Annotated in this window: 30 protein-coding genes; 19 read left to right on the top strand and 11 right to left on the bottom strand. The window is 69.0% G+C overall.

Annotation, left to right across the window (positions count from 1 at the left end; translation table 11 throughout):
- Nucleotides 1-23: 23 nt before the first annotated feature.
- Nucleotides 24-524: a MarR family winged helix-turn-helix transcriptional regulator gene (locus YIM_RS09125; protein WP_153029910.1), complete on the top strand. Its 501-nt coding sequence runs from the start codon at nt 24-26 to the stop codon at nt 522-524.
- A 99-nt stretch (nt 525-623) separates the two neighbouring features.
- Here the strand turns inward: YIM_RS09125 and YIM_RS09120 are convergent, their stop codons facing one another.
- A complete protein-coding gene (locus tag YIM_RS09120) occupies nt 624-989 on the bottom strand; it encodes a DUF3817 domain-containing protein (RefSeq protein ID WP_153029909.1) in 366 nt (121 codons plus the stop codon).
- A 285-nt stretch (nt 990-1,274) separates the two neighbouring features.
- Between YIM_RS09120 and YIM_RS09115 the strand changes: the two genes are divergently transcribed.
- Genes YIM_RS09115 through YIM_RS09095 form a run of 5 tightly spaced genes read left to right on the top strand, consistent with a single transcriptional unit; the run spans nt 1,275 to nt 6,155 of the window.
- The gene (locus YIM_RS09115) at nt 1,275-2,261 is read left to right on the top strand and encodes a LacI family DNA-binding transcriptional regulator (protein ID WP_153029908.1); all 987 of its coding nucleotides are present in this window, start codon (nt 1,275-1,277) and stop codon (nt 2,259-2,261) included.
- Nucleotides 2,258-3,292 carry a class I mannose-6-phosphate isomerase gene (locus tag YIM_RS09110; protein ID WP_153029907.1) on the top strand — a complete coding sequence of 345 codons (1,035 nt, stop codon included), beginning with the start codon at nt 2,258-2,260 and terminating at the stop codon, nt 3,290-3,292. The genes YIM_RS09115 and YIM_RS09110 overlap by 4 nt, the downstream gene beginning before the upstream one ends.
- A 2-nt stretch (nt 3,293-3,294) precedes the next feature.
- Nucleotides 3,295-4,059, top strand: coding sequence for an ATP-binding cassette domain-containing protein (locus YIM_RS09105; protein WP_153029906.1), 765 nt, complete (start codon nt 3,295-3,297; stop codon nt 4,057-4,059).
- A 2-nt stretch (nt 4,060-4,061) separates the two neighbouring features.
- Nucleotides 4,062-5,117: an ABC transporter permease gene (locus tag YIM_RS09100; protein ID WP_153036875.1), complete on the top strand. Its 1,056-nt coding sequence runs from the start codon at nt 4,062-4,064 to the stop codon at nt 5,115-5,117.
- A gap of 36 nt (nt 5,118-5,153) precedes the next feature.
- Entirely contained in the window at nt 5,154-6,155 is a 1,002-nt protein-coding gene (locus YIM_RS09095; protein WP_153029905.1) for an ABC transporter substrate-binding protein, read from the top strand.
- A 57-nt stretch (nt 6,156-6,212) separates the two neighbouring features.
- Here YIM_RS09095 and YIM_RS09090 read toward each other — a convergent pair whose 3' ends face one another.
- Together YIM_RS09090 and YIM_RS09085 are read right to left on the bottom strand one after the other, a co-directional pair.
- On the bottom strand, nt 6,213-6,935 hold the full coding sequence (locus YIM_RS09090) for an isocitrate lyase/phosphoenolpyruvate mutase family protein (RefSeq protein WP_153029904.1): 723 nt from the start codon (nt 6,933-6,935) through the stop codon (nt 6,213-6,215).
- Entirely contained in the window at nt 6,932-7,432 is a 501-nt protein-coding gene (locus YIM_RS09085) for a carboxymuconolactone decarboxylase family protein (protein ID WP_153029903.1), read from the bottom strand. Before YIM_RS09085 ends, YIM_RS09090 begins: the two co-directional genes overlap by 4 nt.
- Between YIM_RS09085 and YIM_RS09080 the strand changes: the two genes are divergently transcribed.
- Complete coding sequence (locus tag YIM_RS09080; RefSeq protein WP_153029902.1) at nt 7,431-8,846, top strand: PLP-dependent aminotransferase family protein; 1,416 nt, start codon at nt 7,431-7,433, stop codon at nt 8,844-8,846. The two genes, YIM_RS09085 and YIM_RS09080, sit on opposite strands and share 2 nt — an antisense overlap.
- A gap of 12 nt (nt 8,847-8,858) precedes the next feature.
- Here the strand turns inward: YIM_RS09080 and YIM_RS09075 are convergent, their stop codons facing one another.
- The gene (locus tag YIM_RS09075; protein ID WP_153029901.1) at nt 8,859-9,671 is read right to left on the bottom strand and encodes an SDR family NAD(P)-dependent oxidoreductase; all 813 of its coding nucleotides are present in this window, start codon (nt 9,669-9,671) and stop codon (nt 8,859-8,861) included.
- A gap of 114 nt (nt 9,672-9,785) precedes the next feature.
- Here YIM_RS09075 and YIM_RS09070 point away from each other — a divergent pair, with 114 nt between their 5' ends.
- From YIM_RS09070 to YIM_RS09060, 3 genes are all read left to right on the top strand, one after another.
- A complete protein-coding gene (locus tag YIM_RS09070) occupies nt 9,786-10,379 on the top strand; it encodes a TetR/AcrR family transcriptional regulator (protein WP_153029900.1) in 594 nt (197 codons plus the stop codon).
- Nucleotides 10,380-10,436: 57 nt separating this feature from the next.
- Entirely contained in the window at nt 10,437-11,132 is a 696-nt protein-coding gene (locus YIM_RS09065; protein WP_153029899.1) for an MBL fold metallo-hydrolase, read from the top strand.
- A 97-nt stretch (nt 11,133-11,229) separates the two neighbouring features.
- Entirely contained in the window at nt 11,230-12,318 is a 1,089-nt protein-coding gene (locus YIM_RS09060) for a winged helix DNA-binding domain-containing protein (RefSeq protein WP_153029898.1), read from the top strand.
- Between the two features lie 4 nt (nt 12,319-12,322).
- Here the strand turns inward: YIM_RS09060 and meaB are convergent, their stop codons facing one another.
- Together meaB and YIM_RS09050 are read right to left on the bottom strand one after the other, a co-directional pair.
- A complete protein-coding gene (gene meaB / locus YIM_RS09055) occupies nt 12,323-13,288 on the bottom strand; it encodes a methylmalonyl Co-A mutase-associated GTPase MeaB (protein WP_153029897.1) in 966 nt (321 codons plus the stop codon).
- A gap of 1 nt (nt 13,289) precedes the next feature.
- On the bottom strand, nt 13,290-14,489 hold the full coding sequence (locus YIM_RS09050; protein WP_153029896.1) for an acetyl-CoA C-acetyltransferase: 1,200 nt from the start codon (nt 14,487-14,489) through the stop codon (nt 13,290-13,292).
- Nucleotides 14,490-14,615: 126 nt separating this feature from the next.
- Between YIM_RS09050 and mce the strand changes: the two genes are divergently transcribed.
- Nucleotides 14,616-15,062 (top strand): methylmalonyl-CoA epimerase, encoded by a 447-nt coding sequence (gene mce / locus YIM_RS09045; RefSeq protein WP_153029895.1) that lies wholly within the window; start codon nt 14,616-14,618, stop codon nt 15,060-15,062.
- 9 nt (nt 15,063-15,071) lie between these two features.
- Here mce and YIM_RS09040 read toward each other — a convergent pair whose 3' ends face one another.
- The gene (locus YIM_RS09040) at nt 15,072-15,662 is read right to left on the bottom strand and encodes a TetR/AcrR family transcriptional regulator (RefSeq protein ID WP_153029894.1); all 591 of its coding nucleotides are present in this window, start codon (nt 15,660-15,662) and stop codon (nt 15,072-15,074) included.
- Between the two features lie 67 nt (nt 15,663-15,729).
- On the bottom strand, nt 15,730-16,092 hold the full coding sequence (locus tag YIM_RS09035; RefSeq protein ID WP_194240306.1) for an SPW repeat protein: 363 nt from the start codon (nt 16,090-16,092) through the stop codon (nt 15,730-15,732).
- A gap of 226 nt (nt 16,093-16,318) precedes the next feature.
- Here YIM_RS09035 and ccrA point away from each other — a divergent pair, with 226 nt between their 5' ends.
- The 8 genes from ccrA (at nt 16,319) to YIM_RS08995 (ending at nt 23,400) form a co-directional block, all read left to right on the top strand.
- Nucleotides 16,319-17,659, top strand: a complete 1,341-nt coding sequence (gene ccrA / locus YIM_RS09030) for a crotonyl-CoA carboxylase/reductase (protein ID WP_153029892.1) — start codon at nt 16,319-16,321, stop codon at nt 17,657-17,659.
- 22 nt (nt 17,660-17,681) lie between these two features.
- Nucleotides 17,682-18,851 carry a chromosome segregation protein gene (locus tag YIM_RS09025; protein WP_153029891.1) on the top strand — a complete coding sequence of 390 codons (1,170 nt, stop codon included), beginning with the start codon at nt 17,682-17,684 and terminating at the stop codon, nt 18,849-18,851.
- Between the two features lie 33 nt (nt 18,852-18,884).
- Nucleotides 18,885-19,334 (top strand): universal stress protein, encoded by a 450-nt coding sequence (locus tag YIM_RS09020; protein ID WP_153029890.1) that lies wholly within the window; start codon nt 18,885-18,887, stop codon nt 19,332-19,334.
- A gap of 1 nt (nt 19,335) precedes the next feature.
- Nucleotides 19,336-20,442, top strand: coding sequence for an adenylate/guanylate cyclase domain-containing protein (locus YIM_RS09015; protein WP_153029889.1), 1,107 nt, complete (start codon nt 19,336-19,338; stop codon nt 20,440-20,442).
- A gap of 218 nt (nt 20,443-20,660) precedes the next feature.
- Nucleotides 20,661-21,599 (top strand): hypothetical protein, encoded by a 939-nt coding sequence (locus YIM_RS09010; RefSeq protein WP_370469015.1) that lies wholly within the window; start codon nt 20,661-20,663, stop codon nt 21,597-21,599.
- Between the two features lie 6 nt (nt 21,600-21,605).
- Nucleotides 21,606-22,244: a hypothetical protein gene (locus YIM_RS09005; protein WP_153036873.1), complete on the top strand. Its 639-nt coding sequence runs from the start codon at nt 21,606-21,608 to the stop codon at nt 22,242-22,244.
- A gap of 76 nt (nt 22,245-22,320) precedes the next feature.
- A complete protein-coding gene (locus tag YIM_RS09000; protein WP_153029888.1) occupies nt 22,321-23,013 on the top strand; it encodes an HD family phosphohydrolase in 693 nt (230 codons plus the stop codon).
- Between the two features lie 192 nt (nt 23,014-23,205).
- The gene (locus YIM_RS08995; RefSeq protein ID WP_153029887.1) at nt 23,206-23,400 is read left to right on the top strand and encodes a ribbon-helix-helix domain-containing protein; all 195 of its coding nucleotides are present in this window, start codon (nt 23,206-23,208) and stop codon (nt 23,398-23,400) included.
- Nucleotides 23,401-23,478: 78 nt separating this feature from the next.
- On the opposite strand, the gene YIM_RS08990 is transcribed toward YIM_RS08995, so the two are convergent.
- Genes YIM_RS08990 through YIM_RS08980 form a run of 3 tightly spaced genes read right to left on the bottom strand, consistent with a single transcriptional unit; the run spans nt 23,479 to nt 26,407 of the window.
- On the bottom strand, nt 23,479-24,720 hold the full coding sequence (locus tag YIM_RS08990; RefSeq protein ID WP_153029886.1) for an aldehyde dehydrogenase family protein: 1,242 nt from the start codon (nt 24,718-24,720) through the stop codon (nt 23,479-23,481).
- 26 nt (nt 24,721-24,746) lie between these two features.
- Nucleotides 24,747-25,460, bottom strand: a complete 714-nt coding sequence (locus YIM_RS08985) for a M50 family metallopeptidase (RefSeq protein ID WP_153029885.1) — start codon at nt 25,458-25,460, stop codon at nt 24,747-24,749.
- 47 nt (nt 25,461-25,507) lie between these two features.
- Nucleotides 25,508-26,407: a DNA-3-methyladenine glycosylase gene (locus YIM_RS08980; protein WP_153029884.1), complete on the bottom strand. Its 900-nt coding sequence runs from the start codon at nt 26,405-26,407 to the stop codon at nt 25,508-25,510.
- Between the last annotated feature and the right edge of the window lie 223 nt (nt 26,408-26,630).

Genomic DNA, 26,630 nt, shown 5'->3' with positions numbered 1-26,630 from the left:
ACCCGCTGGTAACTTCGGCAGCCATGAACAGCCCGCTGCCCTTCGATCCGATCGCCCGCGCCGCGCAGCTGTGGGAAGAGCGCATCGGCGACTCCGGCACGATGGCGGCGGTGACCGGGATCATGCGGGTCCAGCAGATCATCCAGTCCGCTGTGGACGGAGCGCTGAAACCGCACGGCCTGACCTTCGCCCGGTACGAGGCGCTGGTACTGCTGACCTTCGCGAAGCGCTCCAGCCTGCCGATGCGGGTGATGGGCGAGCGCCTGCAACTGCATCCGACGAGCGTGACGAACATCGTGGACCGGCTGGAGAAGGACGGACTGGTCAAGCGGGTACCGCATCCGACCGACCGCCGGACCACGCTGGTCGAAATCACCGACCGGGGCCGCGAGCGCCGGGAGCAGGCCACCGAGGCGGTCACCGCGATCGGGTTCGGCCTGAACGGGCTCACCGATCGGCAGACCCAGCAGCTGATCGAACTGCTCACCAAGGTGCGCAAGGCCACCGGGGACTTCACCGAATAGCAGAACGGGGGCCGCCGGTGGCGACCCCCGTTGTTGCCGTGTTCTTCGGTCTTGCCGTGTTCTTGGGTCCTGCGGTGTTCGGTGTTGCCGTGTCTCCGGTCAGGCGGCGACGGGCTCGGCCTTGTCGGCGAACAGGCCGGTACCACCGTGCGCGACCAGCTCGGGGCCGTCCAGCTTGCCGGTGCGCAGCGCCCACTTCTCGAAGGCCCAGGTGGCCAGCGGCGGGATGCTGGAGACCAGCGCCAGCAGCAGCGTGCCCGCCTTCCAGCCCAGCGGCTTGGTGACCAGGAGTGCGGTGAGCAGGTAGACCACAAACACCACGCCGTGCACCATGCCCAGCACCGGCACGCCGCCGTCGCCGGACTCGACGACGTACTTGAAGAACATCCCGATCAGCAAACCAGCCCAGGACAGCGCCTCGGCCACGGCGGCCACGCGGAACAGTACAGCGGCCTTGCTGGACACGACTTCCTCCTATAAGTCGAAAAAACGTCCGTACAACGGGTACGGGCAGATAGCTTCCTGCCCACGTCAACCGCGTTGTCGGACGATGTGATCCCAGTGTGAGCCGTGATCGCCATCACCGGAACACCGGGGGTGCGTGATCACGCTCACGACCAGGCGGTCCGACAACCTTGTCAGTCGCGGGGCGGATTCGGGTATTGACAGTGCGCGGTGAGCTGGTGTGCAATTCCGGCCACTATGACAACGTTGTCGTCTCCCGGTCGGGGCAGTGCCCGCCGAGCCACGATGAGCGACGTGGCGCGGCTCGCCGGCGTGAGCATCAAGACCGTGTCGCGAGTGGTGAACGACGAGCCGGCGGTTCACCCCGACACCGCCGAGCGGGTCATGGCCGCCATCGAGCAACTCGGCTTCCGGCGCAATCTCGGCGCGCGCAACCTCCGCCGCGGCTCGACCACGGGCACCATCGGCCTGATCGTCGAGGACGTCGGAAACCCCTTCTACTCCGAACTCAACCGCGCCGTGGAGCGGATCGCCGGCTCCTACGAACGGCAGGTGCTGACCGGTTCGTCCGAGGAGAACCGCGAACGGGAACGCGAGCTGGCGCTCGAATTCTGCTCGCGACGGGTGGACGGGCTGCTGATCGTGCCCGCCGGCATGCAGCACGGGTATCTCGTGCCCGAAATGCGGGCAGGCACGCCGGTGGTGTTCATCGACCGCCCGGCCGGCGACATCGTGGCCGACACGGTGCTGGTGGACAACATCGGCGGCACCGTCGAAGCGGTCACGCACCTCGCCGCGCACGGTCACCGTCGCATCGCCTTCCTCGCCGACAGCGCCGGCATCTATACCGCCAGCGAGCGCCTGCGCGGCTTCCGTGAAGGCTGCGCCCGCGCGGGCATCCGCTACGACGAGCGCCTGGTGATCATGCGCAAGCCGACCGAGGAGAGCGTCGGCGAGGCGATCCGCGCCCTGCTCGCCGGTCCCGAACCGGCCACCGCGGTGGTCGCCGGCAACAACCGCGTCACCGTGCACCTGCTGCGCGCACTGGCGCACAGCCCGAACCGGCCCGCGCTGGTCGGCTTCGACGACTTCGAGCTCGCCGACCTGCTCGACCCGCCGGTCAGCGTGATCGCCCACGACGTCAGCGCGCTCGGCGAGGCCGCGGCCAACCTGCTGTTCGCCCGGGTGCAGGGCGACCAGTCCACCCCAAGAAAGGTAGTTCTCCCCGTGCGTCTTGTAGCCCGCGGTTCCGGCGAGGTGGCACCTCGATGAGCGCCTACGCTCCGCTCCGGCTCCCCGCGAACCAGCCGCCGCAGTTCTACCGTGGTGGCGACGCCATCGCGGAGCTGCGCGGGCTCTCCGCCTCCGCGAGCGATTTCGGCCCGGAGGACTGGGTCGGCTCCACCACCACGATGTACGGCCAGGACACCAACGGCCTGACCAAGCTCGACGACGGTCGCTGGCTGCGCGACGCCGTCCGCGCCGACCCCACCGGCTGGCTCGGCGCGAAGCACGTCGAGGCGTTCTCCGATTCGACCGGCCTGCTGGTGAAGCTGCTCGACGCCGGTCAGCGTCTCCCGGTGCACTTCCACCCGACCGACGCGTTCGCCCAGAAGCACTTCGACTCGCACTTCGGCAAAACCGAGGCGTGGATCGTGGTCGGCACCTACGGCGACGACCCGCGCGTGTACCCCGGCTTCCGCGAGACGCTGAGCAGGCAGACCATCGACGAATGGGTGCGCGAGCAGGACACCCCGTCCATGCTCGGCGCGCTGAACAGCGTGCCGGTCACCGCCGGGGACACGGTCTACATCCCCGCTGGGCTGCCACACGCGATCGGTGAGGGCGTTTTTGTGGTCGAGCTCCAGCAGCCGACCGACTTCTCGCTGACCATCGAATGGCGCGACTTCCTCGCCAGCCCGGAAAAGGGCCACCTCGGCATCGGTTTCGACACCGCGCTGGAAACCCTGGACACCTCCGGCTGGGACCCCGACCGCCTCGAGACCATCATCCGCCGCACCGCCGGCGCCGAAGGGTCCACTGTGGACCTGCTCGCCGACGGCTCCGGCGAGTTCTTCCGCGCCGACCAGCTCCGCCCCAGCACCCCGCTGGCACTGGACCCGTCGTTCGCGGTGCTGGTGGTGATGGACGGTGCGGGGACGTTGCGCACCGAGCGGGGCGACGAACTGGCGCTGCGCAAGGGCGAAACCCTGGTGGTGCCCCACGGCGCCGGCGCCACCGAGTTGTCGGGGGATGTGACTCTCATCCGCTGCCGACCGCCGGCCCCGGAAAGGAGGGCCTGAACATGAGCGAACTCCTGCTCGACGCCCAGGACCTGGTCAAGCGCTACGGCTCGGTCGAAGCCCTGCGCGGTGCCTCGTTCCAGGCCCGCGCCGGTGAGGTCACCGCCCTGATCGGCGACAACGGCGCGGGCAAGTCCACCCTGGTGAAATGCCTGTCCGGGGCTGAACAGCCCACCTCGGGCAAGATCGTGCTGGGCGGCGAGGAAGTCACCCTGGACTCCCCCACCACCGCCCGGCGGCTCGGCATCGAGACCGTGTACCAGGACCTCGCGGTCGCCCCCGAACTCGACCCGGCGGCGAATCTGTTCCTGGGCCGGGAAATCCACCGCAAGGGCCTGCTCGGCAAACTCGGCATGATCGACAAGGCTGAGATGCGACGCCAAGCGGTCGAACACTTCCAGCGGCTCGGCGTGAACCTGCAGAGCACCGAGGTGCCGATCGCCGCCCTGTCCGGCGGGCAGCGCCAGAGCGTGGCGGTGGTGCGTTCGGTGGTGTGGGCCAGCAAGGTCGTGTTCATGGACGAGCCGACCGCCGCACTCGGCGTGGTGCAGCGCGAACGCGTGCTCGACGTGATCAAGAAGGTGCGCGACCAGGGCATCGCCGTGGTGTTGATCAGCCACAACATGCCCGAGGTGCTGTCGGTGGCCGACCGCGTCGAGGTGCTGCGACTGGGCAAGCGGGTCGCCCGGTTCCAGGGCGCGGACACCAAGCTCGAAGACCTCGTCGCCGCGATGACCGGTGCCCTGACGCAAGAGGAGGCGGCGTGAGCATGACGACAGACCCCGCCAAGTCCACCGTTCAGTCCGATGTGGACGGAACTGGCGGCTTCGCCAAGCGCTCGGTGGGCGCCCGCCTGGTTTCGGCGAACACCTTCTGGATCGCGCTGGTGCTGCTAGCCCTGTGCGTGGTGTTCACCATCGCCGCGCCCGGCGAGTTCGCCACGGTGTTCACCTTCCAGACCCTGCTCATCGAAACCGCGGTGCTGCTGGTGCTGTCGGTCGGCATGACCTTCGTGATCATCACCTCGGGCATCGACCTGTCGGTGGGCTCGGTGCTGATCTTCGCCGGCATGGTGTCCGCGAAGACCATGGAGGCGCTCAGCCCCGGTGGCACGGCGACCAACGCCGGCTGGGGGGTGATCTCGGCGGGCCTGCTCACCGGCGTGGTGGCGGGCACGGTGTGGGGCCTGATCAACGGTCTGCTGATCGCGGTGGCCAAGATCCCGCCGCTGATCGTCACGCTCGGCACCATGGGCGCCGCCCTCGGCGCGGCGTACCTGCTCAACAACGGTTCGGACGTGCGCAGCGTGCCGACCGCGCTCAACAACACCCTCGGCTACGGCACCTGGTTCGGCATCCCGAACCTGGTGCTGGTGGCGGCGGTGATCACGCTGATCGGCGCGTGGCTGCTGCACACCACCAAGTTCGGCCGCTACACCTACGCGGTCGGCTCCAACGCCGAGGCGGCGCGGCGCTCCGGCATCGGGGTGACAGCGCACCTGCTGAAGGTGTACACGCTCACCGGTTTCCTGGCGGGCGTCGCGGGCTTCATGTCGCTGGCGTACTACGCCTCGACCACGATCTCCGCGCACACCACCGACAACCTCAACGCCATCGCCGCCACGGTGATGGGCGGGACCAGCCTCTTCGGCGGCATCGGCTCGGTGCTCGGCACGGTGATCGGGGTGTTCATCCCGGCGGTGCTGAAGAAGGGCTTCAACATCACCCAGGTTCCCGACTTCTGGCAGATGATCGCGGTCGGCGCGGTGCTGATCGCGGCGGTCTGGTTCGACCAGCGACGCCGTCGGCTGCGCAACAGCCGCTGATCCCGGTTCCCCGCAACAGCACAAAGAGGTGCACCCATGAAGTTCAACCGCAAGACGTTCGTCGCCGCCGGTTCGGCGCTCGCCATCGCCGCACTGGTGACCGCCTGCGGCGGCTCGGGACAGGTCGGCCAGAGCAATGACGCCGGTGGCCAGCCCGCGCAGAACAACAAGAAGCTGACCCTGATCCCCGGCGTGCAGGCCGAGCCGTTCTACATCTCGATGCAGTGCGGCGCCGAGGCGGAAGCGAAGAAGCTCGGCTACGAGCTGAACACCTCCGCCCCGCAGAAGTTCGACGCCGCGATGCAGACCGAGAAGGTCAACGCTCTCGGCTCCGCCCCGCCGGCCGGGTTGCTGATCGCGCCCACCGACGACACCGCGATGCTCGCCCCGATCCAGCAGGTGAAGAACCGCGGCACCAAGATCGTCGAGGTGGACACCGCGCTCAAGGACACCGGCGTAGCCGTCTCGTCGATCTCCTCGAACAACGCCGAGGGCGGCAAGCTCGCCGCTCAGACCCTGGCCAAGCTGGTCGGCGACAAGCCGGGCTCGGTGCTGGTGCTCGACACCATCGCGGGCACCTCCACCACCAACGCCAGGGCCAAGGGCTTCGAGGACGAGCTGAAAAACTTCCCGAACCTCAAGTCCGCCGGCGTGCAGTTCACCCAGAACGAGCCGGACCAAGCCGCCTCGAAGGTGACCGCGGCGCTCGCTTCCACTCCGGACCTGGTCGGCATCTTCGCGACCAACCTGAACACCGGTGAGGGCGCCGCCACCGGCCTGCGCAACGCCGGCAAGATCGGCCAAGTCAACCTGGTCGGCTTCGACGCCAGCCCGTCCGAGGTCGAAGGCCTGCGCAAGGGTGAGTACCAGGGCCTGATCGCACAGGACCCGGCCTCGATCGGCCAGCAGGGCGTGCAGCAGGCCGTCGCCGCGCTGGAGGGCAAGCCGGTGCAGCGCAACATCACCGCCGCCCTGCACTCCATCACCAAGGACAACATGGACGCCAACCAGCAGTACTTCTACAAGCAGCAGTGCTGACCTGACCCTGCGGCGGACCGTCCACAGTAGACGGTTGCGGACGGTCCCGCCGCCGAGTCAGCCGAGGTCGGCGAGCCGTTCCGCCAGCCAGACGCGGGCAGCCCGCCAAAGCCCGGCTCCCAGCGAGATCCGCGCCACCCCCAGTTCCGCCAGCTCCGCACGCCGCGGTCCGCCCGGCCACAACGTGGCATTCACCGCCGCCGGGCTCACCGCGGCCACGAACTCCCGCAACACCTCGGGTGACCGCACGAGAATCGGGTACACGCAGTCCGCCCCCGCGTCGAGGTACGCCCTCGCCCGCTCGACGGCCTCGTCGAGCACGGCCTTCTCGTTCTCCGCCCCGAGGAACACATCCACCCGGGCGTTGATCACCAGTCCATCACCGGCGGCCGCACGAAGCGATCCGAGCAATTCGGCCTGCTCCCCGATCGGCCGGACACCATGCCCAGGCACAGTGTCTTCGAGATTGCAGCCCACCACCCCGATCTCCAGCAACCGCCCGGCCAACTCGGCGGCGCCGAGTCCATACCCGGACTCGGCGTCCACGGTGACCGGCACGTCGACCACTCGCGTGATCCTGGCCGCCGCCGCGAACATCTCCGCGATCGGAGCCCCTTGGCCATCCGCGTGACCAAGCGACTCCGCGATCGCCGCGGAACTGGTCGCCACCACCGGGAATCCCGCCTCCACGACCAGGCGGGCACTGTCGGCATCCCACGCGTTCGGCAGCACCAGCGGACTCCCCGGGACGTGCAGTTCCCGGAGCTTCACCGCCGTCATCGGGGCAGGGCCTTGTGGCTGGTGACGCCGAGCCGATTCCAGGCGTTGATCATTACCACTGCCCAGCACACCGCGCGGTACTGGTCCTCGGTCAGCACCTTGGTCGCCTGTTCGTACACGTCGTCGGGCACGTCCTGGCGCTCGGACAGCTTGGTCATCGCGTCGGTCAGCGCGAGCGCCGCCCGCTCCTGCTCGGTGTAAAGCTCGGTCTCCCACCAGGCGCCCAGCAGGTAGATGCGTCGTTCGTCCTCACCCAGTTCGCGGGCATCGCGGCTGTGCTTGTCCAAGCAGTAAGCACAGCCGTTCAGCTGCGAACCACGGATCTTGACCAGCTCGATCAGCTTCTGGTCCAGTCCCGCGTTCGCGGCCGCTTTTTCCACTTCGGTGTGCAGCGCCAGCAGCGATTTGTAGAGGGTGGGGTCGGCGGACAGTTGGATTCGCTTCGTCACGATCGCCACGCTACCGGCGACTGGTTCACGGCTATGGTCCAGTTTCATGGCAGTTTTGTGGTCCAGTTCCCGGGACGTTCACCTCGACTGGCAGCCGGGCTCCGGCCAGCGCGGACTGGCCGAAGCGATCCGGCGGGCGATCCGGTCCGGCAGGCTCGAGACCGGCACCGCCCTGCCTTCGACTCGCGCACTGGCCGAAGACCTCGGTGTCGCCAGGGGCACCGTCACGAAGGCCTACAACCAGCTCGCGGCCGAGGGCTACCTGCGCACCACCCAGGGAGCGCCGACCAGGGTGGCCGCGATCGCCGCCCCGCAGGCAGCACCGGCGCGGCCGCGACCGGGCAGCGAGGAACCAGCTGACGCCCGCTGGAGCCTGCTGCCCGGCCGGCCGGACCTGGCCGCCTTCCCACGCGCGGAATGGCTGGCGGCCACGCGGAAGGTGCTGCAGCAGGCACCTCCCGACGTGTTCGGATACACCGACGACCTTGGTGCGCCCGCGCTGCGCACCGCACTCGCCAGATACCTCGCCCGCAGCCGGGGCGTGGTGACCGACCCGGACCGGATCCTCGTGTGCGGGGGCTTCGCACAGGCCATCTCCGTACTCGCCGCGGCCCTGCACCACCAGGGCGTGCACGAGATGGCCTTCGAGGATCCGTCCCTGCACCGCTTCCGCAACCTGGCCGCGGCCGCGGGGCAGCGCATCGCCGGCGTACCGGTGGACGGGGCCGGCCTCCGGGTGTCCGAATTGGACAGTCCGGTTGCCGTGGTGACGCCCGCCCACCAGTTCCCGTTGGGGGTGACTCTCGCCCCCGAGCGCCGGGCCGAACTCGCCAGGTGGGTGACGAATTCGGGAGCATTCGCCGTCGAGGACGACTACGACGGCGAGTTCCGGTTCGACCGGGAACCGGTGGGCGCCCTGCAGTCGCTCGCTCCCGAGCGCTTCATCTACGCGGGCACGGCGAGCAAGACCCTGGCGCCCGCGCTGCGCCTGGGCTGGCTCGTGCTCCCCCGCGCCCTGGTGGAACCCGTCCGGGCCGCAATGGCCGACCGCGGTTCACGTCCGCCGGCGCTCGGCCAGCACGTTCTCGCCGAGATGCTCGAATCCGGCAAGTACGACCAGCACGTGCGCCGTCGCCGCACGGTCTACCGCAACCGCCGGGACCGGCTGCTGTCCCTGCTGCCACGGCCGCTGCGACCATCGGGGATCTCCGCGGGACTGCACCTGCTCGTCCCGCTGCCCGCTGCCGGGCCGGATGAAGCGGCAGTGCTCGACCACGCACGACGGCATTCGCTCGCACTCGAGACACTCCGCAACACCTGGATCTCCCCTGGCCCTCATCCGCAGGGCATAGTCGTCGGCTATGCCGCGCCGGCCGACCATGCCTTCACTCCGGCCATCGACGCCCTGATGGCCACTCTCCGAGACGCCGGCGTCAGGTGGTCATCGTCATCGGGAAGCTGACCTTTCACCTGTTCACAACGCCCTCGCTTTCCGCCAGCCGTCGATCTTCTGCTCTACGGCCGCCACCATGCCGTCGAAGATCGCCTCACCCACCAGCAGCCGCAGCGGCGGTTCCTCAGTGCCGACCACCTTCAGCACCGCCGCCGCGACCTCGGCCGGATCGCCTTCCACGAAGTCGCCGTGATCGGCCGCCAACTCCTCGCGCACGACGTCATACGCGGGATTGGCGACGGCGATCTTCATGCTGGAGCCGCCCCAGTCGGTGGCGTAGCCGCCCGGTTCGACCAAAGTGACCTTGATGCCGAACCGGCCGACCTCGTGGGCCAGCGCCTCGCTCATTCCCTCCAGCGCGAACTTGCTCGCCGCGTACAGACCCGCGGTGCCGAAGGTGGCCACCCCACCGACACTGGAGATCTGCACGATGTGCCCCGAGCCCTGGGCACGCAGTTGCGGAAGCACGGCCTGAGTCACCCAGAGCGCACCGAAGAAGTTGGTGTCCAGCTGCGCGCGGGCCTCCTCTTCGGTGATCTCCTCGACCGCGCCGAGCAGGCCGTAGCCCGCGTTGTTGACCACGACGTCGAGCCTGCCGAACGCCGCGATCGCCTTGCCCACCACGTCGAAGACCGCCGTCCGGTCGTCGACGTCGAGCGGCAGTACGACGAGCCGTTCCCGGTGCTCTTCGACCAGGTCGTCCAGCGCGGACGGCCGACGCGCCGTGCCGACGACCTTGTCCCCGGCCGCGAGGGCGGCCAGCACGAACTCACGGCCGAAGCCCCGGCCAGCACCCGTGATGAACCAGACGCGTGGTGAATCCGCTCGAGTCATGTTCTTCTCCTCTTCTTCACGAGACGAGACGTCTCGTTGCCCGATCAGCATGACGGAGGAATTCGGAGCTGTCAAGACGAGACGTATCGGTTCGTCGCGTGCTAGAGTGATGTCATGAGCGAGGCACGGGGCCCGGATCCCACGCGCCGCAGTGAACGTTCGCGGAAGGCGATCCTGTCCGCCGCGATGGAACTGGTGACCGAGAGCGGATACGCGAAGACCTCGATCGAAGGGATCGCCGCGCGGGCCGGCGTCGGCAAGCAGACGATCTACCGCTGGTGGCCGTCGAAGGCGGCGGTGATCTTCGATGCGCTGCTCGACCTGACGGAAGGGCAGCAGGGGTTCAGTGTGCTCGACACCGGCGACCTGCGAGAAGATCTGAAACAGGTTCTGCGGGCCACCGCGGAAGAACTGGCCAGTCCGAGGTTCGATATTTCGTTCCGGGCACTGGCGATCGAAATCCAGTACGACGAGAACCTGGCGGGCCACTGGCGGGAGAAGATGCTCGGTCCCGCACTGGACGCCACCAAGGAAAGGCTGCGCAGTGCGCAGCGCAACGGTGAAATCGACGCCGATCTTGACCTGGACGTGGCGGTGGAGCTGCTATACGGGCCGCTCTACCATCGCTGGCTGCTGCAGACCGCCCCGGTGACCACCCAGCACGCGGACGCGGTGGTCGACCTGGCCGTCCGGGCGATGAGCCGATAGCTGCGCTGTCGGCGAACTCGCCCGCCGGCGCCGGGAACGCTGCCTAGGGTCGGCGGCATGGAGATGATCGAGGTCGTCCCGGACCTGCACCTGCTCCGGTTCGCGGTCGGCCAGGCGTACCTGTGGCGGGATGCCGACGAACTGACGCTGGTGGACACCGGCTGGGCCGGTGACGGAACGAAGATCGCCGAGGCGATCAGGGGACTCGGGCTCGACCGGGAGAACCTGGCTCGCATCGTGCTCACCCACTTTCACGAAGACCACGCCGGAGCGGCCGCCGAGCTCCGGGAATGGGCAGACGCTCCGGTGATCGCGCACCGGCTGGACGCACCGGTGATCCGCGGCGAGATACCGCCGCCCGAGCCGCGACTCGCCGACTGGGAACGACCGCTGTACGAACAGGTGGCGAGCGGGCAGCTCGTCGGTCCGCCGTCGCCGGTGGACCAGGAGGTCGAGCACAACGACGTGCTCGAATTCGGTGGTGGCACGCGGGTGCTTTCCATTCCCGGGCACACGGACGGCAGCATCGCCCTCTACCTGCCCCGGCGGGGCGTGCTCTTCACCGGGGACACGATCGCCGAGCGCGAAGGGAAAGTGATTCCCGGTGTGTTCAACCTGGATGCGGAACGGGTGCACCGCTCGTTCCGGGAGCTGGCCGCCTTGGACGTCGAGGTGGCGTGCTTCGGTCATGGCGCTCCGTTGACCGCGGACGCCGGCCGAATCCTGCGAAGCTCGGCCGACGCGCTCGGCTGAACCAGAACGGAGGTAATTGAGGAAACCAGTGTTCCGCGATAAGTCCTAGCTTCGGCTTATGACGACGATGAGCCGAGCCCCGCTGGAAAGAACGCCGATGGGACGTGAAGAGCTGAGCCTGGCCGCGCTGAACCGGGCGACGCTGGCTCGTCAGCACCTGCTCGCCAGGAGCTCGATGTCGGTCGCGGCGACGCTCCGGCATCTGGTCGGCATGCAGGCGCAGCGACCGAAATCGCCGTACTTCGGGCTGTGGACGAGACTGGCCGGGTTCCGGCCGGAGGAGCTGTCGCAGCTGCTGGTCGACCGGCAGGCGGTGCGAGTGCTCCTGATGCGCGGAACGATCCATCTGGTCACCGCCGACGACTGCCTGGCGCTGCGGCCCGTGGTCCAGCCGATCATGGACCGCGACCTGGCCACGAGTTCGCCGTTCAGCGGCTGGCTGCGTGGCTTGGACCTCGCCGAGGTGGCGCGGGCGGCACGTGAACTGATGGCGGAAAGCCCGCGAACGCCCGCGGATCTCGGCAGGCTGCTCGCCGCGAAGTGGCCCGGCCGGGAGCCGGAGGCACTGGCCTTCGCCGTCCGTGGCTCGCTGCCGCTGGTGCAGGTGCCGCCGCGTGGGCTGTGGGGCCGGAGTGGGCGGACGACCTGCGTGCCCGCCGACCTGTGGCTGGGACGGGAACTGGGTACCGCGACGGCGGCGGATGACCTGCTCCGGCGCTACCTGGCGGCATTCGGGCCGGCGAGTGTCGCGGACATGCAGGCATGGTCGGGATTGACCCGGCTGCGTGAAGTGGTGGATCGGTTGCGGCCAGGGCTGGTCACTTTTGTCGACGAGGGCGGTACCGAGCTGTTCGACCTACCGGAGGCGCCTCGCCCCGGTGCCGGAGTTCCGGCACCGCCGAGGTTTCTACCGGAGTTCGACAACCTGTTGCTCGCCCACGCCGACCGGCGTCGGGTGCTGCCGGATGAGCACCGTGAACTGGTGGTGGCGGGCAAGTGCGCGTTCCTGATCGACGGCCGGGTCGCCGGGACGTGGCGGATCGCCAAGGAGAAGAACGTGGCGGTATTGGTGATCGAACCGTTCGCGGATATGTCCACAAAGGATCGTCACGAACTCGCCGACGAGGGGCGGCGGTTGCTTGCCTTCGCCGAGCCGGAGGCGGAAAGGACGGAGATCAGGTTCTGAGGTGTCAGGTGCGGAGATCGTCGATCAGGCGCTCGGCCGCGGCGTAGGGGTCCAGTTCGCGGCCGGCGACGGCGTCGGCCAGCTCGGCGAGCCGGTCGCCGCCGCGCAGGTCGGCCAGCTCGGACCGTAGGCGCTGCAGTGCGATCGCTTCGATCTCGCCGGCGGCGCGGGCGGAGCGGCGGCGGTCGAGTTCGCCCTCGGCTGTCAGCCAGTCGTGATGCTCGTCGAGTGCCTTGAGTACGTCCTCGGCGCCTTCGTCGCGGGAGGCGACGGTGCGCACGATGGGCTGCCGCCAGCTGGGGCCGCGCATCTCGCGGCGGCCCATCGCGATCATCTGCTTGAGCTCGCGCACGGTCGCGTCGGCGCCTTCGCGGTCCGCTTTGTTCACCACAAAAACGTCCGCGATCTCGAGCACGCCGGCCTTCGCCGCCTGGATGCCGTCCCCCATGCCGGGGGCCAGCAGCACCACGGTGGTGTCGGCCAGCCGGACGACGTCCACTTCGGACTGTCCAACGCCGACGGTCTCGATCAGCACGACGTCGAAGCCCGCGGCGTCGAGCACGCGGACCGCCTGCGGGGTGGCCCAGGCGAGGCCACCGAGATGGCCCCGGGTGGCCATGGAGCGGATGAACACACCGGAGTCGGTGGCGTGGTCGCTCATCCGCACCCGGTCACCGAGCAGGGCACCACCGGAAAACGGAGAGGAGGGATCGATCGCCAGCACACCGACACGCTTGCCCGCCGCGCGCAGGGCGGTGATCAGCATCGAGGTGGAAGTCGACTTGCCGACCCCCGGCGGGCCGGTGAGGCCGACCAGCCGGGCCCGGCCGGTGTGCGGGGTCAGCGCGGCCGCGACCTCGCGCAGCTGCGGATGGGCGTCCTCCACCAGCGAGATCAGTCTCGCGATGGCGCGGGGGACCCCATCCGCGGCGCGTGCGACCAGTTCGCCGACGTCGACCTGGACGGGCAACTCAGGCCTTGGGCACCGAGAGCAGCAGCGCGTCACCCTGGCCGCCGCCACCGCACAGGGCGGCGGCACCGAGCCCGCCACCACGGCGGCGCAGCTCGTGCACCAGGTGCACGACCAGCCGGGCGCCGGAGGCGCCGATCGGGTGGCCGAGCGCGATGGCGCCGCCGTCGACGTTGACCTTGTCGTGGTCGAGGCCGAGCTTCCTCGCCGAGACCAGGCCCACGGCGGCGAAGGCTTCGTTGATCTCGACGAGGTCGAGGGCGCCGACGTCGAGCTTGGCCTTGGCCAGCGCGGCCTTGATCGCGTTGGACGGCTGCTCGTGCAGGCTCGCGTCCGGACCGGCGACCACACCGTGCGCGCCGATCTCGGCGAGCGGCGTGAGACCGAGTTCCTCCGCCTTGGCGCGGCTGGCCACCACCACGGCCGCGGCACCGTCGGAGATCTGGGAGGCGGAGCCGGCGGTGATGGTGCCGTCGGCGGCGAAGGCCGGGCGGAGCTTGGCGAGGCCGTCGGTGGTGGTGTCGGCGCGCACGCCCTCGTCGGTGTCGAAGACGATGGGGTCCTTCTTGCGCTGCGGGATCTCGATCGGCGCGATCTCCTCGGCGAAGCGGCCGGCTTCGATCGCGGCGGCGGCCCGCTGGTGCGAGCGCGCGGAGAACTCGTCCTGCTCCTCGCGGGTCAGGCCGTAGCGCTCGTTGTACTTCTCCGTCGACGAACCCATGGCGACCTGGTCGAAGGCGCAGAAAAGACCGTCGTGCGCCATGTGGTCGACCAGGTTGGTGTCGCCGTACTTGAAGCCGGAGCGTGACTTGGGCAGCAGGTGCGGCGACTGGGTCATGGACTCCTGGCCACCGGCCACCACCAGGTCGAATTCGCCGGCCCGGATGAGCTGGTCGGCCAGCGCGATGGCGTCGAGGCCGGAGAGGCACACCTTGTTGATCGTCAGCGCGGGCACGTCCATCGGAATGCCGGCGGCCACGGCGGCCTGCCGCGCCGGGATCTGGCCGGCGCCGGCGGTGAGCACCTGGCCCATGATCGTGTACTGCACCGCATCGGGTGAAACGCCGGCGCGCTCGAGGGCCGCCTTGATCGCGATTCCGCCGAGTTGCGCACCGGAGTAGTCCTTCAGCGAACCGAGCAGCCTGCCGATCGGGGTCCTTGCCGCGCCCAGGATGACCGAGCTGGACTGTGTTCCGGACATGTGCAGCCTCCAACGGCGAACGACGGCGGTCCGTTCGACCATACCGGGCGGTGTGGCTTCTTGAATGAGTCAGTGTGAGCTGACGCACGACGCAGTTTCCGCGAACAGGACCTATTGTCGCTTCTCATGAATGAAGCGCTGAAGCCGTTCGTCACGACGATCGATCACGTCGGCATCGCGGTCGCCGACCTCGACGCGGCGATCGCCTTCTACGCGGAAACCTTCGGCCTCGAGGCGACCCACACCGAGACCAACCACGACCAGGGTGTCCGTGAGGCGATGCTGCACGCGCCCGGCGACCACGACGGACCCGCCATCCAGCTGCTCGCGCCGCTGTACCCCGATTCGACCATCGCCAAGTTCATCGACAACCGCGGTCCCGGGCTCCAGCAGCTCGCCTGCCGGGTGTCCAATGTGGAAGAAGCGATGGCCGCGCTCAAGGCGAAGGGGCTCCGGGTCATCTACGACACGCCGCGTCCGGGCACGGCCGGCTCCCGGGTGAACTTCGTGCACCCGAAGGACGCGGGCGGCGTGCTGATCGAACTCGTCGAGCCCGCCAAGACCGAGGACTGACGGCGCCGATCACGTCGCCGGCGCCGCCCGGATGGTCAGCGCCCTGGCGATGAAGTTGAGTTCCCGTTCCAGCTCCGGCTGTGCGTTCTCGGCGTGCCGTGCGACCGAATGCCGGTAGCTCAACGCCAGTGCGAGCAGGCCGGCCGCGCTCTCCACGTCGGTCATCGCGAGGCCACCGACGCCGACCGCCAGGATGACCGCCTCGACCTGGCGGACCAGCACCTTGAATCGATCCTGGAGCGCGTCGCGCACGGCGTGGTGCGTGTCCGCTTCACGCCACAGCAGGTGGGAGAGCACCTGCGAGGCGCCGAGTCGCTGGTCCAGCTCCGAGACCAGGCGGCGCAGGCTCTCCGCGAGATCACCGGGGACCACCACCCTTGACGGCTCCACGTGCTCGTCGGGCAGGCGCTCGACCAGCGCGCTCAGCAGATCCGTCTTGCGCTTGAAGTAGTAGTGCACCAGGCCTTTCGGCACACCCGCCCGTTCGGCGATCCGGGAAGTCGGGGTGGCTTCGAAGCCGGACTCCGCAAAAAGTTCCTCGGCAGCGGTGAGGATGCGCTCCTTCGCCGAAGGATCCTCACCGGTACTACCCCGTGCCACCGAACCCACCCCTTCCGCGTGCGCCGGGCCTCACCGTAACGCGGCAAGGCCCGGCACAGGCGAATTGTCAGTGCTGCCCGGCCGTGCGGTCGTGGGCGGCGTTGGCCACCGGCAGCGCGGTCGCGCCGGCGATCATGGTCAGGCCACCGATGATCCACGAGGACCAGGCGGCGCCCATCATGTCCGAGTAACCGATCACCCATGGCGAAATGAACAGCAGCGCACCCAGCACGATCTGGATGCCCTCGCCATAGACCAGGCCGGGCATGGCCAGCGAGACCAGGCCGTCGATGGCCACCAGTGCACCCAGCACGATGAGCGTCCACATGGCCGCGGTTTCGGTCTCCATCCACAGCGGCGTCAGCACCGCCACCACCCCGAGCACGACCTCCGCCCAGTCGTGCGGACGGGTCCACGGGCTCGTCGACATCTCGCGCACCGAGATCACCTCCGTTTGCCAGGAGAACCGTGTGTTTCGCGGTTCACCCTCGATGGTGCGCCTTGGTTGGCCAGCCGGTCAAACATCTGCGGGTCACGAACGCGTGTAGGAGCTACGCCCGTCGGGGGACTTCGGCGTGGTCGACGTCTCTTCCGGGTTGAGCCCGGCGTTACTCGCCAGTAGTTTCTAGCGAACCGCGCCGACCCACGGAGGTTCGATGAGCGAGATCCAGCAGATCACCCAGGCTGTGCTGTCCGGTGAGCCCGGCGAGGTGGCGTCGATCGCGGTGCCCGAGAGCTACCGGGGCATGACGGTGCACGCCGACGAGGTCGACATGTTCGAGGGCCTCGCCAGCCGCGACAAGGACCCGCGCAAGTCGCTGCACCTCGACGAGGTCGCCACGCCCGAGCTGGGGCCGGGCGAGGCGCTGGTCGCGGTGATGGCCAGCGCGATCAACTACAACACCGTCTGGACCTCGATCTTCGAGCCGATCCCGACGTTCAAGTTCCTGCGGCGCTACGGCAAGCTCTCGCCGCTGGCCAAGCGCCACGACCTGCCCTACCACGTGGTCGGCTCCGACCTGTCCGGCGTGGTGCTGCGCACCGGGCCAGGTGTGCACACCTGGAAGCCCGGCGACGAGGTGGTGGCGCACTGCCTGAACGTCGAGCTGGAGAGCCCGGACGGGCACAACGACACGATGCTCGACTCGGAGCAGCGCATCTGGGGCTTCGAGACGAACTTCGGCGGGCTCGCCGAGATCGCGCTGGTGAAGGCGAACCAGCTGATGCCGAAGCCGGGCCACCTGACCTGGGAAGAGGCCGCTTCGCCGGGGCTGGTCAACTCGACCGCCTACCGCCAGCTGGTCTCGCGCAACGGCGCCGACATGAAGCAGGGCGACGTGGTGCTGATCTGGGGCGCTTCCGGCGGGCTCGGCTCGTACGCCACCCAGTTCGCGCTCAACGGCGGCGCCATCCCGGTCTGCGTGGTCTCCAGCCCGGAAAAGGCGGAGATCTGCCGGAAGATGGGCGCCGAGCTGGTCATCGACCGGAACGCCGAGGGCTACAAGTTCTGGAAGAACGAGCACGAGCAGGACCCCAAGGAATGGCAGCGGTTCGGCGCGAAGATCCGTGAGCTGACCGGTGGCGAGGACCCGGACATCGTCTTCGAGCACCCCGGCCGCGAGACCTTCGGCGCCTCGGTCTACGCCGCGCGCAAGGGCGGCACGATCGTCACCTGCGCCTCCACCTCCGGTTACCTGCACCAGTTCGACAACCGCTACCTCTGGATGAACCTCAAGCGGATCATCGGTTCCCACTTCGCGAACTACCGCGAGTCGTACGAGGCGAACCGGTTGATCGCGAAGGGACTGATCCACCCGACGCTGTCCAAGACCTATCCGCTCGCCGAGACCGGGCAGGCCGCACTCGATGTGCACCGCAACGCTCACCAGGGCAAGGTGGGCGTCCTGTGCCTGGCCCCGGAAGAGGGACTGGGCGTTCGTGATCATGAACTGCGGGCGAAGCACCTAACTGCGATAAACACCTTCAGAGGTGTGTGACGCCGCGGGCTAGGGTGGACCAATGAGTCTTGGCGACGACAGGGAACTCGTCCCACTGGGAGCCGGTTTCGACCTGGAGAAGCGGGGCTACCACCGCGCCCAGGTCGACGACCACCTCGAACGGCTCGACGGCGAGCTCAAAATGCTCACCTCAGACCGCGACGCGGCGATTTCGCAGGCCGGTGATCTGGCCCGCCAGCTGGAGCTCGCGCGCAGCGAGATCGCCGAACTGCGTGGTCAGGTCGAACGGCTGTCGCTGCCGCCCACCACCCTCGAAGGCCTTTCCGAGCGGCTGCAGCGCATGCTGCGCCTGGCGCAGGACGAAGCGTCGGACACGCAGGCCCGCGCCGAAGCCGAGGCCGCGCACATCAGGGCCAAGGGTGAGTCGGACGCGGCCGCGCTGCGTGCCGAGCACGAGGTGCGCCTGAAGCAGCTCGACGAGCGCCGCGAGGAGATGGAAGCCGAGCACCGCAACGTGCTCGAGACGGCGCGGGCCGAGGCGGAGAAGATCACGCAGGCGGCGAAGGAAGAGCGCGACCGCCTCGACAGCGAAGCCGAGCAGCGGCGTACTCAGGTCGAGGAAGACTTCGAGATCGCCATGGCGGCGCGCCGGACCGAGGCCATGCGGACCCTCGCCGAGCAGGAGGCGACCAGCAAGGCGGAGGCCGAGCGGCGGCTGCGCGAGGCGACCGAAGAAGCGGCGAAGATCCGCGCGAAGGTGGCCGAGGAGGAAGCCGCGGCGAAGGCGGACATCGAACGCCGCCAGCGCGAATCCATCCAGGACGCCAACAAGCGCAAGCAGGATTCGACGAACGAGGCGAACGCGCGGCTCACCGAGGCCGCCGACGAGGCTCGCCGCCGGGTCCGGGAAGCCACCGAAGAAGCCAACCGCCGGATCAACCACGGCCTCGAGCGCGTGGAGGCTCTGCGCAAGCTCCGCGAGAACATCGCCAGCCAGGTGCAGGCCGCACGCAAGGTGCTTTCGGAGGCCGAAGCCGTGCTGCACCAGGACACCGGGGGTGCCACCGCGGTGCCACCGAAGCCGAAGCAGCCGACCGCGCCGGAGAAGCCGCAGCCCGCCGGGGACTCCGGAGCGGAGGCGACGGTGAAGCTGCCGAAGCCCACTCCCCAACCGGCCCCCCGCAAGCCGGCGCCGGGTCAGCGACCTGCGCAGGCCCGTCAGAAGCCCTAGTCTCAGCACCCACCGATCGCAGGAGGAAGACGAATGAGCGCCTACCAGACCGTGGTCGTCGGCACGGACGGTTCCGACTCTTCGTTCGCCGCGGTGGACCGGGCGGCCGCGGTCGCCGGGGACGCCGGGGCCACCTTGGTGATCGCCTGCGCCTACTACCCCGCGAGCAAGCACGACGTAGAAAAGGCCCAGGACGTGCTGCGTGACGAGGCATACCAGGTGGTCGGCTCCGCCCCCGCCGAGGACACGCTGATCTCCGCCCGCGACCGCGCGGCCAAGGCGGGCGCGGAGAAGATCGAGACCGTCGCACTGGTCGGCGAGCCGGTCGAGTCGCTGCGCAAGGTGGTTTCCGAGCGCTCGGCGGACCTGCTGGTGGTCGGCAACCGCGGGCTGAACACGCTGGCCGGTCGGATTCTCGGCTCCGTGCCGTCGGAAGTGGCACGCAAGTCGGGCGTGGACGTGCTCATCGTGCACACCACCTGAGGTGCCGACGGACGCGGGTGATCCCGGCGAGCTGCAGCAGCGCCTGGAGAAGGTGCTGCTCGGCGGCAGGCGCAAGTACACCCGCCTGCAGGTGGTCGAGAAAGCGGGCGTGCCGGAGGATCGGGCACGGCGGCTCTGGCGCGCACTCGGCTTCGCCACCGTCGAGGACGACGAGGTCGTCTTCACCGACGCCGACGTCGAAGCGATGCGCACGGCGGACAACCTGATCAAGGCCGGACTGGTCGACGCGCGCGTGGAGACCGCGGTGACCAGGGCGCTCGGCCAGCACCTGTCACGGCTGGCCGAGTGGCAGGTCCACATGCTGTGGGAGCTGATCACCGAAAACCCGGAACTGGGCCGGAACGAACGCCAGATCGCGCGGCTGGTGGACCGGCTGCTGCCCGAACTGGAGCGCGTGCAGAGCTTCGTCTGGCGGCGCCACCTCGCCGCCTACGCCGGACGGGCGCTGGCCTCGCCCGACGAGGACCTGGAAGCACGCAGCCAGGTCGTCGGTTTTGTGGACATGGTCGGCTTCACGCGGTTGACCAGGCGGATCGACGAAGCCGAGCTCGACAGCATCCTGGACGCCTTCGAAACGGTCGCCTCCGAGGTGATCGCCGAGCACCACGGCCGGATCGTGAAGATGATCGGCGACGAAGTGCTCTTCGTGACCGACACCGCGGCCGACGCCGCCGAGATCGCGCTGACGCTGAACGAGCGGGTCGAAGCCGACGCCGCACTGCCGTCGGTCCGCGCCGGGATGGCCTCGGGACGCATCCTGAGCCGGTTCGGCGACGTCTACGGTTCGGTGGTCAACCTCGCCGCACGGCTCACTTCCGTGGCCAAGCCGGGCACCATCGTGGTCGACCGCGAACTGGCCGCCGACCTGTCCGGAGAGCCAGCATACGAACTGCGGTCGCGGCGCGCGGTTTCTGTCCGCGGGTACAGCAGGCTCAAACCGTGCTCGTTACGCCGGGCGCGTGAACGGCCCGGAAATCGCTTCGAGAGCAGCCAGCAACTCGCCGCCGAGATGCTTGGCCTGCGACAAGCCCGCGCCGAGGGCGTCGAAAACGGCCTGGACGAGGACTTTCCCGGCTACCGCAGGTAGTCGGATCGGGTGCGCTAAGTATCCCCCAAATTTCTTATTTCGCCCACGTCGGAGCACGCGTAGAGTGACTCCGCGCACTCAAACGGACACTCTCAGCTCTCATCCAGTTGAGCTAGCCCTTTGCCAGGGAGGAGGTGAAACCTGTGCGCGCCGACCCCGGCCGAGACGGGAAACGGACGCGAAGCCCGCTCCAGGAGATCTTCTGGACGCGGACCAGCCTGCTCCTGCTCGTCCTGGTCGTGGTTTCGATCACCTGCCTGTTCCTGGCCAGCGGTATGGATCCGGGGAACGGCAAGAACTTCGTCAATTCGGTCGGCACCGGCACGATGATCTCCGCGGTGGTCGGTTTCGGGCAGACGCTGATCACGGCGGCCGCCTCGCAACGGGCCCTCGTGGCACCGGTGATCGACGAGAGCAGGCGGGCACTGGAGAAGCTCGCCGCCGAGTACCGGTCGCTGAACCGGGAGTTCTTCCCCACCGACGTGTTCGAGGCGACCCCGGAACCGGATCCCCGGTTCAACGAGCTGATGATGCGGGACCTCGCGGGCAGCAGGCAGTACTTCTTCCGCGGGTTCTCGGGCCGGTTCGCCGCCGCCAGACTGCTGCTCTCCCACGCCGAGTGGGAGATGCGAGCGGTGCTGGCCGATCCCAGCGACGCCACCACGGTCAGCGGCCGGGCCCGCTACCTGCTGCGGCAGGAAGGGCCCGAGGCGGACTACGACGCGATCCAGCAGCGGCTGCAGGACGAGATGGGCATGGGGCTGGTCGGGTTGTTCCTGGCCAGGAGCCGGTGCACGCGGATCGATCTGACCGTGGTCACCGATCCCCCGCTCGACCGGCTGGAGATCTTCGACGACTGCGTGTGGGTGACGCTCTACAGCGACGTGGGACCGGAGAGCGCGCTGTACCCGCGAACCCTGCGCTTCTCCGAGGGTTCGTTCGTCTACAACATGGAACGTGCCGAGTTCCTCCGGCTCGGCGGTGGCCGGAACGGCAGGCACTTCCAGATCACCCCGGAGACCACGCGTGCGGATTTCATCGCACTGTTCGGCAGGGCCACCGGCAGACCGTTGTCCGAGGAGCAGTTCAGTGAGCTGGAGGGCCGGTTCCGGTCCTTTTCCCAGGAATTCTCCACCGCCGCTGGGCTGAGGAGCTGATAGATGGTGTTGACCCGCACTTGCCCACTCGCCGAGCTGGCCACCGACGTGGCCGCTCGCCGGGTCGGTTCCGACGACGACTGGCGGGCGCTCGCGGAGCCGTTCCAGCACTGGGCCGCCCGGCCCGGCCTGCGAGCCGAGCTGCGCGCGCACATCCAGTCCCTGCCGCCGGAGCCGGCCAGCGCGATGATCCGGCGATCCAGGGAGACGACCACGCACTTCGCCTGGTGCCTGCGCGACGAACCGGACGAACCGTTCTCGTTCTGGCTGCACGAGTACAAACCGCAACGGGACTGGCGTCACGGTTACGCCGATTCGGTGCACAACCACCGGTACCACTTCTGGACCACGATCCTGCGCGGCAGCTACCTGCACGAGCGCTACACCGCGACCTTGGACGCGGCCAGCGGCCTGATCACCTCGGCCGAGTTGATCCACGGTGACGACTATCCGGCGGGCACCACCGGGGTACTGCTGGCCGACGAGTTCCACCGCATCCCGAAAGCGGCTGACAACACGATGACCTTTCTGGTGAAATCACGACCAGTGAACGAATGGAGCGTTTCCTTTGATCCATTGACCCGAACGAGTCATCGGCACGTGCCGGTGGAGACCCGTTTGGGGGAGCTTCTGGAACGAATCTGAAGTCACCCGTAGCGCACTAGCGATTACCATCACTCCACCCGGCTGCCTTCCCCAGCCGGTTCGGAGGGGATCGATAATGCGCACCCACCAAACCGTTGTCCACGCCACCTTCAACTCCGTGCCCGCCACGGCGATCAACGCCGTCGAGCAGGCCGTGCGGCAGCTCTGCCTGCGTTACGCCGAGCGGCTGCCCTTCCACGGCTGGCACCACGTCAGCTTCGTCCGGTCGAAGGCCGTCGGTTTCGCCGAGCACAACGGCGCCGACGTGAGCATCGTCGAAACGGCCGCACTGGTGCACGACGTCAACTACCTGGTCCGCCGTAACTCACCGGCCGCCGAAGGCAGCGGGCTGCGCATGCAGCTGCTCGCCGACGCCAAGGTGCCGCTCGGTGCCGCGGAACGGATCGACGCGATCATCGACGAGGCCGAAATGGCCAATCGCGGACCGGACATCTCCCTCGAAGCCCAAGCGCTCAGCGATGCCGACACCCTGTTCAAGGCGCTGCCGGTGACCCCGGTGGTGCTGGCGCACAAGTACCTGCGCGAGAACGGGCTCAGCCTGCGCGAGCTGGCGAACAAGATCGTCGGCGAGCAGCGGGACGTGCACGACGAGGGTTATTACTTCTACAACGCCGAAGCGGCCGCCGAGTACTCGCGCTGGGCGCTGGCGAACCTCGAACTGTGGCAGTGCATCAAGGAAGCCGTGGACGATCCGGCGGTCGAGGAACTGCTCGACGCGGTCGACCAGGTCGACGCCGCGGCTTCGTAACCATTCGCCTACCGCTCGACAGGGGCCAGAACGGGTGTGGATGCGTGAATTCATTCACACACGATGATGAACTGACCACACCCTGGTCCCGCCATTCGGACGGTTTTTCTCCCCGCCCGGCTGAATTCGCGCCACGAATAACCGGGCGCCACTATTGTGGCCGTGCGGGGGCCACCGAATGGGATAGGAGTCATGGTGCCGGACAAGGTCGTGGCAGGACGGAGAGAACCGCAGCCCCAGGGCCTGAGCTCACTGGGCAAGGACCTGCGGACCCGGGTCTCCAGCGACACCTACGAAGCCACCGAAAAGATAGCCAGGAAACGTGGTGTGAGCATGGCGCACATCGTGCGTCAGGCGGTGGAGAATTACCTGGAGAAGGCCCGCTGAAACAGTGATGCGTTCGATGTCACAGTCGCCATCGAACGCATCAGGCCGTCGAGCGCGGCAGATTAATTGAATATTGAATCAGCGATCCGCGGGCAGTACGGCGTACTGGCGGACGTAGAGATCGGTGTAGGTGACCGGACCGCGCGGGCCGGGCACCTTGTCCAGGTTGATCCCGGTTTCCGGGACCCCGCGCAGTTTGAAGCCGTCGAGCAGGCGGGTGGGAGCGTTCCAGAAGACCCCGGTGCCGGTGTAGGCGTCGAAGAAGGCCTCGGCGGCGGCCGCGTTCTCGGTGGCGATGCCGGCGGCGAGCCCGGAGGTCTGCTCGTTGGCGATCCGCGTGGCCTCCTCGACGCCTGCCACGGTGGCGACGGTGACGGTGGCCTCGCGATCGGAGTCCAGTGCCCATTCGTAGCCGATGGCGTGCTCGTGCGGCGGCAGCGACGCGGTGACCCCGCGACCGGAGAGCGCCTCGCTCACCACCGGCCACGCCTTGTCGTGAATGGTCTCGTCGATCAGCAGCAGGTTCAGCCGGTTGCACACGCCGAGCCGGTCCAGGCTGCCCGAAACGAGTTCACGCACCTTGTCCAGGTCCGCGGCCTCGTCGATGAAGAGCACCCCGCCGCCATCGGCGTGCGCGAGGGTGCGCACCCCGTGCTGGGCGGCTTCGGTGGCGAGCGCGCGGGTGCTGTCGCCACTGCCCCGCAGGATGACCAGCGGGATCAGGCCCGGCTGCGCGACCAGCGCGGCCGCGGCGTGCCGCTCGGCACGCGGGACCAGCTGCACCGCGTCCTGGTCGATTCCGGCTTCGGCCAGCGCGGGCGCGATGACGATCTCGAGCAGGCGCCGCGCGGAGCCGAGCGCGGCCGAACCGGTGCGCAGCACCCCGGCGTTGCGCGACTTCACCAGCTGGGAAGCCACGTCCACGGTCACGTTCGGCCGGGCTTCGTAGTTCGCGCCGATCACGCCGACCGGGCGCCGCCGCTCCACCAGCCGCAGTCCACCATCCAAAGTGGATAGCGGAAGGGTGCGCTCGGGTTGCGGGGCGGCGGCGAGCAGGCGCAGCTGCTCGGCCATGCCGGTGAGCCGCTCCTCGGTGATCGTCAGCCTGTCGAGCAGGCCGGCGCTCATCCCGTCCTCACGGGCCTTGGCCACGTCGGCGGCGTTCGCCTCGAGCACGGCGTCGCGGTTCGACAGCAGGCGCTCGGCCATGCCGATGAGCGCCGCGTCGATCGCCTCGTCCGGCGCGGCGGCCAGCGATGGCGCGGCGCGCTTCGCCGCACGTGCGCACTCTTCGACTGCCTTGGCCACGTCGTCGCTCATGCGACCAGTTTGCCGCACGCGCGAACTCAGCTGAGCACGGGTTCGAGCAGCCAGCTCCCACCGAGGAACAGGCTGCCGAACGCGAGCACACCGAGCACGAGCAGCCACAACGCCACCGGCACGCCGGTGAGCCTGGCCAGCTGATCGACGTCGGAGTCACGCGCGGCGCCGCGACGGCGCTTGGACTGCAGCTCGAAGACCGGCCGCACGCCACCCAGCAGGAGGAACCAGGTGATCGCGTACACGCAGACCGCCTGCACCCCCGGCGGCGCCAGCAGCGCCACGCAGCCGAGCCCGATCGCGGCGACGACCACCGAGAACCCGCCGTAGACGTTGCGAATCATCACCAGCACGCCCAGCAGCAGCACGGCCGCCACCCCGAGCAGCACCGAGATGCGGTCGGCGTTGATCAGCGCGGCGAAACCGAGGCCGAGCAACGCGGGCGCGGGGTAACCGGCGAGCGCGGTCAGCACCATGCCCGGCCCGGTCGGCTTGCCCCGGGAGACGGTGACGCCCGAGGTATCCGAGTGCAGCCGGATGCCCTGCAGGCGGCGGCCGACCAGCACCGCGGCGAAGGCGTGCCCGGCCTCGTGCACGATCGTCACCAGGTTGCGGGCGAGCCGCCACGGGGTGCCGGACACCACCAGGAGCAGCGCGGCCACGCCGGTGATGAGCGCCACCAGACCCGGCGGATCCGGCTGTGCGTCGAACAGTCCCCAGATTCCGTCGGTGCCTTCCACGCGGACACCTCAGCACATGTGGAGTTGGATCAGTGTGACGCCCCCTTTCACCGCGGCCGTCCCGCGGCGGCGCGGAACAGGAAGCCGACCCAGCTGCGGTAGGGGCGCCAGTTCTCGGCGATGCGTTCCAGCTGGTCGACGTCCTCCGCGTCGACGCGGTAGGCGCGGGCCATCTCCTCGTGCAGGCGAGGCTCGTGACGTGGGAAAACGTCCGGGTGGCCGACGCCCCGGATCAGGATCAGTTCGGCGGAGAACGGGCCGATGCCGGGAAGCTTGCGCAGCCTGGCGAGCGCCACCTCGGCGGGCAGGGCCCGCAACCGGGCGGCGTCGAGCTGGCCCTGTTCCGCCGCGCCGGTGAGCACGCGCAGCTGCTTGATCTTCGTCTCCGGCAGGCCCAGCGGCCGTTCGAGCAGCCGCAGCGCCCCCGGCGCCGGGAACGAGCTGAGCGCGTGCCCGTCGACGGTCAGCCGGGCCCCGTGGCGATCGGCTATCCGGCGCTTGATCCCGGCCGCCTGGACCATGCGGATCCGCTGGCCGATGATCGCCCAGCAGGCCGCTTCGTAGGGCGAGTGGAACAACACCGGCCGCACCCCGGCGGAGGCGGCGACCAGGCGCGCGGCCACCGCGTCCCGCCGGACCGCCTCGGCGAACGCGGTGGCGTCGAAGTCGAGCGAGAGGATCCGCTCGGCCTGGCGGCAGGCTTCGGCGGCCGACTCGCCTTCGGCCTCCAGCTCGACCACCCCGTCGGCGTGCTGGCGCGCCACCACGCCGGCGGGCCGCCAGCAGCCGTCCACCGGGAAGGCCAGCCGCAGCGTGCCCGGCTCCCCGGCCGCGTCGGGCCGCCCGGCGGGCACGAAGTCCTCCAGGAACCGCATCGACGCCCGCAGGTCGAACGGACCGCGCGGGGTGATCGACACGGTCGCGCCCGGCCGCCAGCGGGTGATCATCGCCTACCTCCTGCTTGCCGACTGCCGACGATCGCGACGCTAGCGCGCACCCCCGACAGTTCCGGTGCGGAAAACCGATTGCGCGCGGTGTTACTTTCGGCGCATGGGAGCTACTTACATCTGCTGCGCAGCGATCGCCCGGCCTTGGCCGTGGCGCGCCTGACGCGGCGGCCGTCCCCTTTCTGCTGAGCAGACTGAAAACCAGGTGCTGATCATCCGCACC

Origin of the sequence: Amycolatopsis sp. YIM 10, from assembly GCF_009429145.1 — a bacterium.
Classification (GTDB): Bacteria; Actinomycetota; Actinomycetes; order Mycobacteriales; family Pseudonocardiaceae; genus Amycolatopsis.
The sequence above is the reverse complement of the archived record's forward strand: the minus strand, read 5'-3'. Positions and strand labels throughout refer to the sequence as shown.